Source organism: Acidovorax sp. GBBC 1281, from assembly GCF_028473645.1.
GTDB lineage: Bacteria > Pseudomonadota > Gammaproteobacteria > Burkholderiales > Burkholderiaceae_C > Paracidovorax.
In genome coordinates, this window is record NZ_CP097269.1 from 1965126 (window position 1) to 1980785 (window position 15660).

The 15660-nt window shown below is 62.0% G+C and carries 7 protein-coding genes; all 7 read left to right on the forward strand.

The genetic code is table 11. From position 1 onward, the window contains the following. Genes pglX through M5C96_RS08985 form a run of 7 tightly spaced genes read left to right on the forward strand, consistent with a single transcriptional unit; the run spans nt 1 to nt 15640 of the window. The gene (gene pglX / locus M5C96_RS08955; protein WP_272568616.1) at nt 1–3789 is read left to right on the forward strand and encodes a BREX-2 system adenine-specific DNA-methyltransferase PglX; all 3789 of its coding nucleotides are present in this window, start codon (nt 1–3) and stop codon (nt 3787–3789) included. 28 nt (nt 3790–3817) lie between these two features. Then, nucleotides 3818–5047 (forward strand): AAA family ATPase, encoded by a 1230-nt coding sequence (locus tag M5C96_RS08960; protein WP_272568618.1) that lies wholly within the window; start codon nt 3818–3820, stop codon nt 5045–5047. Continuing rightward, nucleotides 5044–5787 (forward strand): hypothetical protein, encoded by a 744-nt coding sequence (locus tag M5C96_RS08965; protein ID WP_272568619.1) that lies wholly within the window; start codon nt 5044–5046, stop codon nt 5785–5787. Before M5C96_RS08960 ends, M5C96_RS08965 begins: the two co-directional genes overlap by 4 nt. Before the next feature lie 58 nt (nt 5788–5845). Next, the gene (locus M5C96_RS08970) at nt 5846–9541 is read left to right on the forward strand and encodes a phage resistance protein (protein ID WP_272568621.1); all 3696 of its coding nucleotides are present in this window, start codon (nt 5846–5848) and stop codon (nt 9539–9541) included. Next, nucleotides 9538–12240, forward strand: coding sequence for a BREX-2 system phosphatase PglZ (gene pglZ, locus M5C96_RS08975; RefSeq protein WP_272568623.1), 2703 nt, complete (start codon nt 9538–9540; stop codon nt 12238–12240). The genes M5C96_RS08970 and pglZ overlap by 4 nt, the downstream gene beginning before the upstream one ends. Beyond that, complete coding sequence (gene brxD, locus M5C96_RS08980) at nt 12237–13547, forward strand: BREX system ATP-binding protein BrxD (protein WP_272568624.1); 1311 nt, start codon at nt 12237–12239, stop codon at nt 13545–13547. Before pglZ ends, brxD begins: the two co-directional genes overlap by 4 nt. Then, the gene (locus M5C96_RS08985) at nt 13544–15640 is read left to right on the forward strand and encodes a DEAD/DEAH box helicase (RefSeq protein ID WP_272568625.1); all 2097 of its coding nucleotides are present in this window, start codon (nt 13544–13546) and stop codon (nt 15638–15640) included. Before brxD ends, M5C96_RS08985 begins: the two co-directional genes overlap by 4 nt. Nucleotides 15641–15660 lie beyond the last annotated feature (20 nt).

Consider the following 15660-nt stretch of genomic DNA (forward strand, 5'->3'; position numbering starts at 1 on the left):
GTGATCAACGCCCCCCAACTGCTCTCTGACCTGACCCGGCTGCTCAAACGCCTGGAAGGCGATTTGCTGCAACGCATCGAAGAAGTGCCCGAGCTCAAGACGAGCCTACAGGCCGAATGGCAGGCTGCGCGCGATGCCGACCGCTGTGCCGAAACCTTCGAGACCTGGGCCGATCAGGTCATTACCCAGGCCGGCGTGCACTGGCTGCTGAGTTGCGTTTTCCTGCGCTTCATCGAAGACAACCAACTGGTGGACCGCCCCTGGCTGGGCGGTACGCCCGATTCGGGCCGGCTGGCCCTGGTGCGCGATCGGCACGATGCCTACTTCCAGGCCAACCCGTTGCAGAACGACCGCGACTATCTGTTGGCTGCTTTTCGTGAGGCCGGAGCGCTGCCCGGCCTGCGCACTTTCTTTGACGAAGCTCACAACCCCGCCTTCCGCCTGGGCATCAGCGGCGATGCCGCCATGGCGCTGATGAAATTCTGGTGGGAGGTGGATGCCGACACGGGTGCGCTGAAGCACGACTTCACTGACCTGGCCTGGAACACCCGTTTCCTAGGTGACCTGTACCAAGACCTTTCTGAGGCCACTCGCAAGCGGTATGCGCTACTGCAGACGCCTGAGTTCGTTGAAGAATTCATCCTCGACCGCACCCTCACGCCGGCCATTCGCGAGTTCGGTTATCGCGAGGCGCGGCTCATAGACCCGACCTGCGGCTCAGGCCACTTTTTGCTCGGCGGCTTTCATCGACTGCTGGCCGAGTGGCAGCGCAACGAGCCTGGCCGTAACCCGGTGGACATGGCCCAGAAGGCGTTGGACGCAGTGGCCGGGGTGGACCTCAATCCCTTTGCCGTGGCCATCTCGCGCTTCCGCCTGTTCGTGGCCGCGTTGCAAGCCTCGGGCGTGCAGCGGCTGGCGAATGCGCACGACTTCAAGGTGTCCGTGGCCATTGGCGACAGCCTGCTGCACGGCACCCGCTTTGGCCTGACGCAAAGCCAAGACCTGTTCGATGCAGCCGAGAGCCATGCCGACACCGGGTTGGCCCATGCCTACGCCAGCGAAGACTTGACGGAGGTGCAGCGCATCCTGGGTCGGCAGTACCACGCAGTAGTGGGCAATCCGCCCTACATCGTGGTCAAGGACGCGGCGCTTAACGTTGCTTACAGACGCAAATACGCCAGTTGCCACATGAAGTATTCGCTGGGTGCACCGTTCACTGAGCGCTTCTTCGAACTGGCAGTAACGGCTGCGGCCGGGTCGAATGCTGGCTACGTCGGTCTGATCACTGCCAACTCCTTCATGAAGCGAGAGTTCGGCAGCAAGCTTATCGAGCAGGTACTACCCCGGCTGGACTTGACGCACGTGGTTGATACGTCCGGCGCTTATATCCCTGGCCATGGCACCCCTACGGTCATCCTATTCGGCCGCCATCGCTCGGCGGTGAGTGAAGTGGTGCGTACCGTCATGGGCATCAAAGGAGAACCCAGCACCCCCGCCGATCCAGCACAGGGTCTGGTATGGGGCGCCATTGTTGGTCAGATCGACCGGGCCGGCAGTGAGAGCGATTTCATAAGCGTGGTCGATACGTCGCGAACGACGCTTGCTAAATATCCTTGGAGCATCGGTGGCGGTGGCGCAAGTGATGTGAAAGAGAAAATCGAGTTAGACCGGGGACTCTTGGCTCAGGCAGTGCAATCAATCGGAATCACATCCTTCACACTTGAAGATGAAGCGTTCGTCAATTCCAGCGAGGTTGTCAAACGAGCGGGGGTCGATCAAAGCCTGCTTCGCATTTTCCTTACTGGTGAAGAGCTTAGAGACTGGAATAGCTCACCTGAGAATGTCGCGCTCTTCCCATATGCCGTGGACTTCCGGGCTGTTGATCTACCCAGTCACCAGGGTGCATATCGTTGGCTGTGGCGCTTCCGAACGAGCCTGTCCAACAACAAGATGTTTGGAAAGCAAACTAAGGTTGAGGCTGGCCTGAAATGGTGGGAGTACGGTCGCCTCACCGCGAGCAAATTGCGCGAGCCATTCTCAATAGCGTTCGCTTTCGTCGCCACTCACAATCATTTCGTTCTCGATCGAGGCGGGAAGGTGTTCAATCGACACGCCCAGGTAATCAAGCTTCCCGCAGGCTCAAGCGAGGCTGCTTACTTGGGTTTGCTCGGCATACTAAATTCTTCCGTCACCTGCTTCTGGCTGAAGCAGGTCTCCTTCAACAAGGGCGATTCGACGGATGCACGCGGTGCTCGAACCACTGGCGACCCTGCATTCGATACATATGAGTACGGTGCATCAATGGTTGGGAAGCTCCCGCTTGTGGAGTCTCGTCCCGTTGAATTGGCCAAGAAGATCGACGCGCTTGCCACTGATGTAGCTTCAAAGCTCCCGACAGCATTGGGTGGCCTCGCGCCGAACAGTACCTTTGGCGCAGTGCTGAACCGTAGTGTGCTCAACGCAGCCAGAGATCAAGTCGATTCACTGCGTCGCCAAATGATCGCCACTCAAGAGGAGCTGGATTGGCGCTGCTATCGCCTCTACAGCCTGTTGCCTGTGGGCGTGAGCGCAGACGAATTGGAGTTTCAAGCCCCAGTGGAAGTAGCTCTGGGCGAGCGAGCGTTCGAGATCGTGCTGGCGCGCCGCCTGGCAGCTGGCGAGGAAAAAACCACCTGGTTTGAGCGCCATGGGTTCGCACCCACCACAGAGATTCCCTCGCGCTGGCCCGAGGCCTTTCGCCGTGTAGTGGCGCGTCGTATTCAGCTCATTGAGCATGACAAGACCATCGGCCTGATTGAGCGCCCGGAATTCAAGCGTCGCTGGAATTCGCCTCGTTGGGAACACCTTGAGAAAGATGCCTTGCGCCACTGGTTGCTGGCTCGCTTGGAAACCGCAGCCCTGTGGCCCGCCAGTTCCGAACAGCCGCCTCAACTCAGCAGCACCAGCCGCTTGGCGGAGTCGGTTTTGAGTGACTCTGAGTTCATGCAGATCGCAGCCCTGTACACAGATCACAGCGATTTCGACCTGCCGCAGTTGGTGGCCGAGCTGGTTGCCGGCGAATCAGTACCGGCTTTACCCGTGCAGCGCTACGCCGAATCCGGCCTCCGAAAGCGCGCCCAGTGGCAGGAGACCTGGGCATTGCAGCGACAAGAAGACGCCATAGATGCCACCGTGGACGCATGCGCAAAAGTTCGACGTGAAGAGTTGATGCAGGCTGCAACCAAGGTCTCCAACGGTGTAGCGCTAGATGCCGAGGCCTTGAAGTGGGTAGAGGAAACCTTGACCCAGGAGTTCACGCCGCTGCGCAAGGAGCGCAAGACCAGAGAGATCGGCACCATTCCTGTGCCGCCCAAATACCAGAGCAAGGATTTCTTGAGGGCCGACTTCTGGCGCCTGCGTGGTGGCTTGGACGTGCCCAAGGAGCGCTGGATCAGCTACCCCGGTTGCGAACGCGGCTCGGACGGCAGCTTGGTCATCGCCTGGGCAGGCTGGAATCACCTGCAGCAGGCTACGGCTCTGGCCGGCTACTACATGGACATGAAGGACAGCGAAGGCTGGGAGCCCGCGCGCCTGCAGCCCTTGCTGGCCAGTCTGCTGGAGCTGTTGCCCTGGCTGGAGCAGTGGCACAACGAACTGGACCCCGTTTTCGGCGAACACATGGGCGACTACTACCGCGGCTTCGTCACCGAAGAAGCGCGTGCGCTGGGCTTCACGCTGGACGATCTGAGGGCGTGGAAGCCCGAGACCACTGCAGCAAAGCGCGGGCGCAAGAAGAAGGTGACGTTATGAACGGCACAACAGAAATGAAGGAACGGCCATGATCAAGGGCTTCTACATCGACAACTTCAAGTCGCTGGTCGACTTCCGCCTACCTCCGAAGCCTCACCAACTTGGCTCGTTTACCTGCCTAGTAGGTCTCAATGGCGCGGGCAAATCCACCGTGCTGCAAGCCTTTGACTTTGTGGGTCACTTGGCCAATGGTCAGGTCGGGACATGGCTCAAGCAGCGCGAATGGAAGGCATCCGACCTGACCAGTCGGTTCCTCAAGAAAAAGCTGATTCAGTTTGAGTTGGAGGTCACCGTACCCGACGGAACGCTCATCGTTTGGAGCGGATCGTTCAATACGACGGAAATGCGGTGTACGGCTGAAACAGTGGTCGTCAACAGCGAGGGCGACGAGCAGGTGCTGCACATCAAAGATGGTCAGCTCTTGGTGTCTGGTACGGACAGCAAACCCTCGGTTCAGTACCCCATCAGGTCCATGAAGTACGAGGGCTCCACCCTTTCATTCATCGACGTGCGCGATGTTCACCCGGCCCTGGGGGTGCTGAAGCACGTGGCAGCGAACCTGCGTTCCTTGGACTTGCTGTCGCCCCAATCAATGCGTCGGCGAGCCAAGGAGGGGACCGATATTGGCTACGGTGGCGAACGGTTGGGCGCCTTCATCCATGGTCTGCCCCTCAAAGAAAAAACGGCATTGACCGAGGCGCTGAAGAAGTTCTATCCGAAGGTTGCTGAGCTTTCTACCACTGCGCTGCGCGCTGGATGGAAGGACCTGCGTGTAGTGGAACAGTACGAGAGCGCGTCGCTGTCCCGGTTGGAATCGGACGCCCGCCAAGTGAACGATGGCTTGTTGCGGGTGCTAGCGGTGCTTTCGCAGGTGAGCGTTTCGGATGGCTCTGGTCACGCAGTCCAGCCCAATGGCCTGGGGCAGAGCTGTGTGCTATTCGATGAGATCGAGAACGGCATCAATCCAGAACTGATGCAGAAGTTGGTGGAGCTGTTACTTGGCGCCGAGCGCCAAGTGATCGTGACCACCCACAGCCCCTTGGTGTTGAACTATTTGCCTGACGAGGTTGCGAAGGAGGCCGTGTTGCTTGTGTACCGCAACAACGCGGGGCACACGAAGGTGACGCGGCTCTTCGACCTGCCCAGCACGCAGAAGAAGCTTGCTTTGCTGGGTCCGGGCGAGGTATTTGTCGATACGAATCTGGAAGCGCTTCCGGCCGAAGCGATGCTGCTGGATCTGATCTCTCCAGCGTCATGAGATTGCTTCTGTCAGGCGAAGGGCCAACCGATTTGGGCCATCAGAAGCCAAGTGAAGGCGGGATGGAGTTCGTGCCTGGGCCGATGGCTTGGGTGGTGGACAAGGTTTTGGAGCGGCATTACACCCAGTACAGCATGCTGGACGTCCATCTGGCCGGCGGCGACTGTGTCACGCATGTTCACGAGACTGAGCTGGCGGCCATGGGCAAGCGTGGTTCAACGCTGTTCCCTGGAGTGAAGTTTGGCAAGGGCACCGCTTTCTTCACGCGCAATGCGCAGGTATTGGGCCTGTGGGCGAATCAGGTCGCTGCGGAAGAAGGGCAGTCCGTGCTGGCAGTGCTGTTCCGGGATGGAGACGGCGTTCGCGCTACGCCTGCGGGGGAGTGGCAGGACAAGGTGGACTCGATGCACCGGGGCTTTGCGATGGTGGAGTGCAACACCGGTATTCCGATGGTGCCGCGACCCAAATCCGAAGCATGGTTGCTGTGTGCGCGGCGAGCTCCTGGCTATGCAAACTGCACGCCACTCGAAGATGCGTCCGGCAACGATGCCAGCCCCAACTCGCTGAAGAAGCAGCTGGCGGCGCTGTGCGGCGGACAGGATCCGTCGGCCGATGAACAGGCGGAGTGGGTCAGGACTGGGGTCGTTGACCCCATGCGCATCGACATGCCGAGCTTCAACGCCTTCAAGCAGTCACTCCACACGGCGGCCCAGAACGCCGGATTGCCACTGCTGCCATGAAAACGATCAAGCTGTCTCAGGGCTGCAAGTATCCAAGGATTGAGGGAAGAGAACAAACATGACACTACTGAAAGACCTCATCACCATCCCGGAACGGGTGCACCAGGGCGACTTCGTGTTGCAGCTGTCCAAGGGCGTGACCGAGCCTGAGCAGACACTGCGCGACTACGTGGTCACGCCGCAGTTGGTGGATGCCTTTGCCAACGCGCTGGGCTTCATCCAGCAAGCGGTGCAGACGGGGGGCAGCAAGGCGGCTTACCTGCACGGCAGTTTCGGCTCCGGTAAGAGCCACTTCATGGCGGTGCTGAACCTGCTGCTGGCGGGCAACACCCAAGCCCGGGCGACGCCTGAGCTGGCTGATGTGGTGGCCCGCCACGGCTGGACCGATGGACGCAAGTTTTTGCTGGTGCCGTACCACATGATCGGCTCGCGAGACATGGAGTCGGCCATCCTCGGGCAGTACGCCGAGTTCGTGCGCAAGAAGCATCCGGATGCTCCAGTGCCCGGTTTCTACCTGGCCGAAGGCATGTTCAAAGATGCGCGCGACCTGCGCGATCGCATGGGCGATGAAGCCTTCTTTGCCAAGCTCAACGAGGGTGCCAGTGGCGGAGGCGAGGGTGGCTGGGGAGCCTTCGAAAGCGGCTGGGATGCTGTGGCTTTCGAGGCCGCGATGCTGGAAGCGCCCAATGGCGAAGAGCGCTCACGCCTGGTGGGCGACCTGATCACGCAGTTCTTCTCGGCCTATCGGACTCTGGCGGGCAGCGGCGAATCGTTTGTTTCGCTTGACGATGGCCTGAGCATCATGAGCCGGCACGCCAAGGCGCTCGGCTATGACGCCGTCATCCTGTTTTTGGACGAATTGGTGCTTTGGCTGGCCAGTCATGCTGCCGACGTCAACTTCGTCAGCCGGGAGGGCACAAAGCTGGTCAAACTGGTGGAGGCCACCAACGCCGATCGGCCCATTCCGCTGATCAGCTTCGTGGCCCGGCAGCGCGACCTGCGGGATCTGGTGGGCGAAAACCTGGCCGGCTCGGTGCAGGTGCAGTTCAGCGATGTGCTGAAGCACTGGGAGGCGCGCTTCCACCGCATCACCCTGGAAGACCGGAACTTGCCCGCTATTGCGGAGAAGCGCGTGCTGCGTCCGGTCGACGAGGCCGCGCGGCAGACACTGCAAAGCACCTTCGACGATCTGCTGAAGATGCGCAAAGATGTGTTGGACACGCTGCTGACCACCACGGCCGACCGTGACATGTTCCGCAAGGTGTATCCGTTCTCGCCGGCGCTGGTGCAGACCTTGATTGCTGTGTCGGCGGCGTTGCAGCGCGAACGCACGGCGCTCAAGCTGATGTTGCAGTTGCTGGTGGACCGGCGTGCAGATCTGGAGTTAGGCCAGCTGATTCCTGTAGGCGATTTGTACGACGCCATCGCGGAGGGTGACGAGCCCTTCAGCGAGGGCATGCGCCTGCATTTCGAGAACGCTAAGCGCCTGTACAGCCAGCGCCTGCTGCCCATGTTGGAGCGGCAGCACAACGTGACCTGGGAGGCGATCAAGCTGGGCCAGGCCGATGCGGCGGCGGCCAAGAACCTGCGTAACGATGCCCGCCTGTTGAAGACGCTGCTGCTGGGCGCGCTGGTGCCTGAGGTGGAATCGCTCAAGGCCTTGAGCGCGCAGCGCCTGGCAGCGCTGAATCACGGCACCTTCCGCTCGCCCATCCCAGGGCGCGAGGCGCAAGACGTGCTGCGCAAGTGCCGCGATTGGGCCAGCGAGATCGGCGAGATCAAGATCACCGAAGACCAGAACCCGATCATCTCTATCCAGGTGACGGGCGTCGACATCGAACCCATCCTGCGTGCGGCAGAGGCCAACGACAACCCCGGCAACCGCCGCAAGCGGATCCGTGAGGCCTTGTTCAAAGAGCTCGAGATCGTGGACACGGGCGACCTGTTCAACACCTACGCGTTCAACTGGCGCGGTACGCGCCGCGAAGTAGAGCTGCTGTATGAGAACGTGCGCGAGATGACGGATGACCGTCTGCGTGGCCGTTCCGGCACGTGGACGGTGGTGCTGGACTTCCCGTTTGACGATGCCAATTTCGGGCCAGCCGATGACTTGGCACGACTGACGGCCTACCGCGCCGGAGACACCAAGACTTTGGTGTGGATTCCCTCGTTCCTGAGCAACAAGGCCTTGGCAGACTTGGGCCGGCTGGTGGTGCTGGACTACATCCTGCAGGGCGAGCGCTTCGAGACCTATGCGGGCCACCTCTCGTTTGTGGACCGCGTGCAGGCGAAGGCGCTGGCCCGCAACCAACTGGATCAACTGCGCATCAAGTTGCGGTCGCAGCTGGAAGTGGCTTACGGCATCAGCACCGAGCCAAGAGATGCGGTTAGCAGTCCGCTGACGGCCGACCAGCAGTTCCGCTCGCTGGACCCCACCTTGTCACCGCGGCCGCCCGTGGGCGCCGACTTCAAGTCGGCTTTCGAAAGCCTGCTGGGCCAATTGTTCGCCCATCAGTACCCAGCACACCCTGAGTTCGACACCGAGATCAAGCCGGCCGTGATTCGCAAGATCTGGCCCGAAGTGCAGAAGGCCATCGAGGCTCCGGGGCAGCGCGGGCTGGTGCAGGACACCGGCCTTCGCAAGCTGGTGCGCTCCGTGGTCAACCCTTGTCAGTTGGGTCAGATGGCGGAAACGCACCTGCTAATTGAGCCGCACTGGCAATCGCGCTTCTCCCAGAGCCATGCGCGCGACGGTGGCGGCCCGATCACGGTTGCCAAATTGCGCCAGTGGATCGACATGCCTGCACCTATGGGGCTGCCGCTGGAGCTGCAAAACCTAATCATCTTGGCGTTTGCTGCGTCTACCAGCCGCCGCTTCACCATGCGTGGCGGGCCTTTCGAGCCGTCAGTGGACAGCATGCCGGATGAGTTGGAGCTGCGGGAGCAGTCGCTCCCCAGTGCGGGCGACTGGCAGCTCGCGTTGCAGCGCGCATCCAGCCTGTTCGGCCTGACCTTGGGTCAGACACTCAACGCCGCCAACGTGGGCAAGCTGGTTGATGAGATCAAGCAGAAGGTCGCGGAGAAGCGCGACGCGGTGACGCGGCTTGTGGTGCAAGTGCGGGATCGTGCTGGTCGATATGCAGCCGGATCCGCAGGCGCTCGCCAGCAAACGGCAGAGTCTGCGCAGTCCCTGTTGGCCGCAGTGGCATCGGCAGCCGATTCAGAACTTGTCGCGGCGCTGGCTGGGTCCGATCTTCAGACCTCGGAGGCTGCAGTTGGGCGTGCTTTGGGCCAGGCGAAGGCCTGTGCCGATGCGCTGGAGCTGGGCGGCTACTGGCAGCTGTTCGATGTGGTGCTGAAGCTGAGCGACCACCGGGCCGGTGCTGCCCAGGTGATCGGGCGGCGCCTGGCTGAGGGATTGACCAGTGACGAGCATGTGCTGGCATTGAAGGGCCGGCTGGATGAATTGCATCGTGACGCGATGGCTTTGCTGGCTGAGGCCGCGCCGGCACCAATGCCTGGTCCCGGGCCGGCTCCTGTTCCGGCGCCGGGCACACCAACGCCCCCGCCCGTGACGATGCCGCCGGTGCCGGCCAATCTGGCACCTGAGGTAGTGGCTGAGAAGCAGCAATTGCATCTGAGTGGCGCCGAGGCTGTGGCGGCACTGGAAGAACTGAAGGCCCGCATGACCAGCGAGCGTGACCTGGAGCTGACGCTGAGCTGGCGTTTGCAGCGCAAGGGCACCCAGGTATGAGCTTGTCGACGCCGCAGATCAAGGCGCAGCTGGAGCGTGTGCTGGACAGCGACCCGACCGCGCAAGCCGTTGCCATCCGCGCCACGGCGAAGCAGGTCTGGCCGGAGACGGTCAGCCCTCACGGGAAGCAGTTTTCGCTACGGTGGTGCGAGTCGTCGCTGGCCATCCGGGAGGCCCTGTGCGAACTGGAACAGTTCGACCCTTTGACGTCTGGCATGGTGGTGATCACACCTTTGGCGACGCACGAAGTGGCGGAGGACATCGCAGCCAGACTGGCCCGCGCTCGGGTGTTCCAGCCAGAAGGCTGGGACATCGTCCGCTTGATGTTCCAGGGCAAGGATGTCGATGCGCGCTTGAGCCGCTTCGCCTGGATGCCACAGGCATTGATCGACGGTGCGGCGCAGGGCGACTACCAGCCCGTGGCCAATGGCTTTTTGGATCTGGAAACCGCCTGGCGCGAAGTGCTGACGCGGTTTGTCGGGATCGAAGTCGCCCGGCCAGACGCGATGACGCTGCTGGCTTGGTCGATGTCGCCGGATGCTGACCCTCGATTGGGGCCTTTGCCAGCGGCAATGCGCTCGGCCATCTTGGCCTGGCTGGCCGAGAGCGCTGGTGTGGCTGGCGCCATGGCGCTGGGTTGCGTCGAGGCTGGCCGCACAGGCGACGCCTTGCCCTTGGGCCTAGTCAGCGGCGTGATCTTCGCCGCTGATGGTGAAGGGCAGTCCGCGCTGGGCCAGGCCGCGATCCGCCTGGAACGGTTTGTAAACGACAGGCATGTGGGCGTGAAGGAAGGCCGCGAATGGGCCGCTGCTGCAGAGCAGGTGGTTCGTAGCTTGGGCTTGGAAGCTTGCCGAGCCGCCTTGGACCGAGCTGACGCCTTGTTGCGGGATCTCCGTATTTCGGAGTTTGCGCAGTTGAGCGATGTGCTGCCGTCGGCGCTGGATCAGCGGCTTACTGATTTCGCCTTGGCGCTGAGTGCCCATGCGACAGAGCCGAACGAAGCCAACCTCCAGCAGGTGGAGCTGCAAGCCGATCGTGCGCTGAAGCACACACTGATGAATGATCAGCGGCCGCGGATGGAACGTGTCGAGATGGCACGACGTTTGGCACGCTGGCTGCTCAGCCCAATGGTCTCCGGGGCCTCGCTGCCCGATTCAGTGGAGTGGCAAGCTGATCAGGGAGCCTACGTTGATTGGGCTCGCTTCCGGCTGATCGGCGGCGATGAGCTGACCGAGTTGTCGGATGCATATGCGGCGTGCCGCCGGGCTGCCATTGCGCGCCGCGACAGTTTTGCCAAGCCTTTTGCCCAGGCCCTGGTGCAATGGAACGCGCAGGCCTCTGCGAGTCCAGGGCGAGTTGTCCCGCTTGAGCAGGTGTTGGATCGCGTGGTGGCTCCGATTGCAACGGCGCAGCCCGTGCTGTTGTTGGTGATGGATGGATTGAGCAACAGCATCTTCCGTGAGCTGTTCGCGCGGGCTGCCAGTTATGGATGGGCCGAGCTCGTGCCCACGTCGCAGGGCAAGCCCTTTGTCGGCCTCGCCGCAGTACCCACGATCACCGAGGTGAGCCGGACGAGCTTGCTATGCGGGCGACTGACCACGGGCGCGCAAGCGCAAGAGAGGCCGGGCTTTGCAACGCACGCGGCGTTGATGGCAACCAGCCGAGCAGAGCACGCGCCCAAACTCTTCCACAAGGGCGACTTGGCCGATGCAGGGAGTCTGGCTCCGGAAGTACGCGCAGCGATCGCCAACCAGAAGCAGCAGGTTGTAGGCGTGGTCTACAACGCCGTGGACGATCATCTCAGCGGGCCGGATCAACTCAACCAGCGTTGGTCGCTGGAGGATCTGCGCCTGCTTCTGCCCTTGTTGCGCGAGGCTCGCGAAGCCCGGCGCGTGGTGATCATCACGGCTGACCATGGTCATCTGCTGGAGGATGGGACTACGCAGATTCCCGGCGGCGAAAGTGATCGTTGGCGATTGGGCCGCACTGCCGCATCGCCGCAAGAGTTGGTGATCAGCGGTGGTCGCGTAGTCACCAGTGATGGCTCCAATACGGTGGTTTGTCTGTGGGGTGAAAGCAGCCGATATGCAGGCCGCAAGAACGGGTACCACGGCGGCCTGTCACCCCAAGAGCTGACCGTGCCACTGAGCATTTTTGCCCCGCTGGGTACCAGCTTGGCGGGCTGGAGTCCAGCGCCGCCGAACCAGCCGGAGTGGTGGGAGCTGCCACCGATTCTGCAGTCCAAGAAGCCGGCGGTCGCAGCAGCGTCACCACAAACCAAACCCGCCCGTAAGAAGCCGGTCCTGACCGAGGCACAGCCGGGCCTCTTCGCTCCCGTCGATTTGCCGGCTCCTGTTGTTGATGCGGTGACGCAGGATTGGATTGGCGGCCTGCTGACCAGTCCAATCTATGCGTCTCAGCGCCAATTGGCGGCGCGCGTCGCTTTGCCGGACGACAAGATGAGGCTGCTGCTGGAGGCGCTGGCTGAGCGTGGCGGGAAGTTGTCTCGGACGGCTCTGGCGAACAGGCTGGCTCTGGCCGAGGTCCGCATGGGCGGATTGCTGAGCGCAGTGCGCCGAATGCTGAACGTGGACCAAGCAGCGGTTCTGACCGTCGATGAGGCGGCTGGATCGGTTGACCTCAACATCACCTTGCTGCAACAGCAGTTCAAGTTGCCCAAGCAAGGAGGCTCGCGATGATCAGTCCAGCCCGCAGAGAAGACATCGTCAGCGCGCTGCGCAGGGGCACTGTTCCAAGCAGTGGCCTGGATGCGCTGGCAGTCGGCATTGAGACCTTTGCGCCCACACTCAGTGAAGAGTTGGATGCGGTGGCATCCGGCCGTGGTGGCTTCAAGGCTGTCCGTGGTGAGTACGGCACCGGAAAGACCTTCTTCGGGCGATGGCTGCAGGAGCGTGCGCGCTCCAAGGGCTTTGCCGCGACCGAGGTCCAGATCAACGAGACCGAGACCCCGTTACACCGATTGGAGACGGTCTACAGGCGGCTTGTTGAGCACCTGGGCACGGCTGACATGGCCAGCGGCGCATTCAGGAGTGTGATCGACGGCTGGTTCTACGCGTTGGAGCAGGATGTGTTGGCCGATCCTTCGGTAGACCCTGACGATGCGCAAGGACTGCTGCAGAGAGCGGATGCGCTCATGGAGGCACGCCTCAGCGTCATCAGCAAGACGGCGCCGGCGTTCTCGGCGGTGCTGCGCACCTATCGGCAGGCCCTTGCCAACAACGATGGCATGCTGGCCGAGGGCCTGATCAGTTGGCTGGCCGGCCAGCCCAACGTGGCGGCCAGCGTGAAGCGTGCCGCCGGGATCAAGGGGGATCTGGATCACTTCGGGGCCAGCAACTTTCTGGTCGGCCTGCTTACGATCTTGCGTGACAGCGGGTTCCCCGGTCTCGTGATGGTGCTGGATGAGGTGGAGACCTTGCAGCGCATGCGCACCGACACGCGCGAGAAGGGGCTCAACGCCCTGCGGCAGTGGATCGATGAGATCGACGCGGGCCGGTATCCCGGGCTGTATCTGGTCGTCACGGGTACGCCAGCATTCTTTGACGGCCCGCAAGGTGTGCAACGGTTGGCGCCGTTGGCCCAACGGCTCCATGTGGACTTTGGGACAGACCGGCGTTTCGACAACCCTCGTGCTGTCCAGATCCGCTTGGCGCCGTTTGACCACAGCGCGCTGCTTTCGGTGGGGCGTCGTGTGCGAGACATCTACGCAGACGGCCGAGATCACGAGCAGCGCCTGCGGTCTGTTGTCGACGACGGCTATTTGGACACCTTGGCCCGAGCCGTGGCTGGTGGTCTGGGGGGCAAGGTGGGTGTGGCGCCTCGCTTGTTCCTGAAGAAGCTGGTCGCAGACGTCCTGGATCGCGTGGACTTGCACGCGGACTTCGATCCGCGTCAGCACTATTCCTTGACGATTGCCGAAACCGAGATGTCTGCTTCTGAGCGGGCTGCGGCTAGCGCGAACTCCGTGGACGACATCGAGCTGTGACCGAATTCGAGCAGCTGCACCCCTCGCTTCAATACCACGTGGTCAACACTTTGGGCTGGAGCACGCTGCGCCCCACGCAGTTGGCGGCAATTCCGCCGATTCATGCTGGGGAGCACTGCCTGCTGTTGGCACCTACCGCAGGGGGGAAGACCGAGGCTGCAGCTATTCCTATTCTGTCCAGAATGCTGAAGGAGTCCTGGCCAGGAACCAGTGTCCTGTACATCTGCCCCATCAAAGCGCTGCTGAACAACCTTGAGCACCGGCTGACTCACTACGCTGGGCTCGTCGGACGTACGGTGGACGTCTGGCACGGTGACGTGTCGCAGTCCCGCAAGAAGAAGGCACTGAAAGAAGCGCCCGACATTCTTTTGACGACTCCGGAATCGATCGAAGCGATGCTGATCTCCGTCCGCGTGGACCGCCCTACCTGGTTCGGCAATCTGCGCGCCGTCGTCGTGGACGAATTGCATGCCTTCGCCGCAGATGACCGTGGCTGGCACATGAGGTCAGTGCTTCAGCGGCTGGAGCACTATCTGCCGCAACCGATTCAGCGCATCGGTCTTTCTGCGACGGTGAGCAACCCGCAAGAGCTGCTGGAATGGTTTGCTCCGGTCGGAGCGCGACAGGTGGTGGGCAGCGCCGCCGTAGGCACCGAAGCCGATGTCACCATCGATCACGTCGGCAGCCTCGAAAACGCAGCGACGGTGATCTCGCGCCTTCACCGCGGTGAGAAGCGGCTGGTGTTTTGCGACTCGCGCAGCAGCGCGGAGCAGTTGAGCAGCATGCTGCGCGCCAAGGACGTGCGGACCTTCGTGAGCCATGCGTCATTGAGCGCGTCCGAGCGTCGGCAAGCAGAGGCGGCCTTTGGTGAGGAGAAGGATTGCGTGATCGTCGCGACGTCGACGCTCGAGCTGGGCATCGATGTCGGGGATCTGGACCGCGTGCTTCAGATCGACTCACCATCCACCGTATCGTCGTTTCTGCAGCGCATGGGACGTACGGGTCGGCGGTCGGGTAGCTTGCGGAATTGCCTGTTCCTGACGACGAACCAAGATGCTTTTATGTTGGCTCTGGGCGTCACACACCTGTGGTCGCAGGCCTGGGTGGAAGCAGCCCGCCCACCCGAGGAGCCCTGGCCAATCGTAGGGCAACAGATTCTCGTCGCCACGCTGGAGCGTGGCGAATGGCCGGCGAGCGAGGTCGTGTCACTCTTAGCCCGCTGCTTCCCCGAACTACCCGTCGAGGGCTTCAGGTCGATGGTGAACCACATGGTTCAGCAAGGCTACCTGGACATGGATGAAGGCCTGGTGCGTGTCGGCCCGGAGACGGAGCGCGAGTTCGGCCGTGGCCATTACCGTGATCTGCTGGCTTCCTTCAGCGGCGCTCAACTCCTGACGGGTCGGTGCGGCAGCGCCGAGGTGGGGTACATCGACCCGACGGTTCTGACGGGCGACGAGCCGCAGCGGCTTCTGCTTCTGGCCGGCCGTAGTTGGCTGGTGAAGGAGATCGAATGGGGCAAGAAAGTCGTTTGGCTGGAGCCTGCGAAAGAGGGCGGCAAGGCCAGATGGATGGGCGGCGCACGCAGCCTGAGTCGCCAGGTCTGCCAGGGTATTCGAGCTGCGCTGGTGGGAGGTGCACCGACTGCAGTCCATCTTTCGCAGCGCGGAAAGATTGAGCTGGCCGCCTTGCAGGAAGAGCTGGCCTTGTCCCCTGATACGCACTTCATGTCCAGGACCGAGGGCAGCCTGATGCGCACGTGGACTTTTGCCGGCACGAAGCAGAACCGGACATATGCGCGAGCCGCCGCCAATGGAGGGGGGCGCATCAAGTTTGATGCGCTGAGCGTTCAGGCTCCGGCGGCAGCGTTGTTGCCCGAGGGGGATGGTGACATGGATGTCCAACTAACCGATGAAGAATTGGCGGCGTTTGCCGAGGGAGTCAAGTTCGCATCGTGCGTCCCGTCTGCGTTACTTTGCAGAACGATTGTTGCTCGCATGTTTGTGCTCTTCGGCGAGCCTGCGCTGAATTACAAGTTGCGCAGTTCGCGAGTGATGATTGGATGTGCAATTGGCAAAGATGATGATTCGCCTTGAAAAGTCAGCGTGAAACGAGG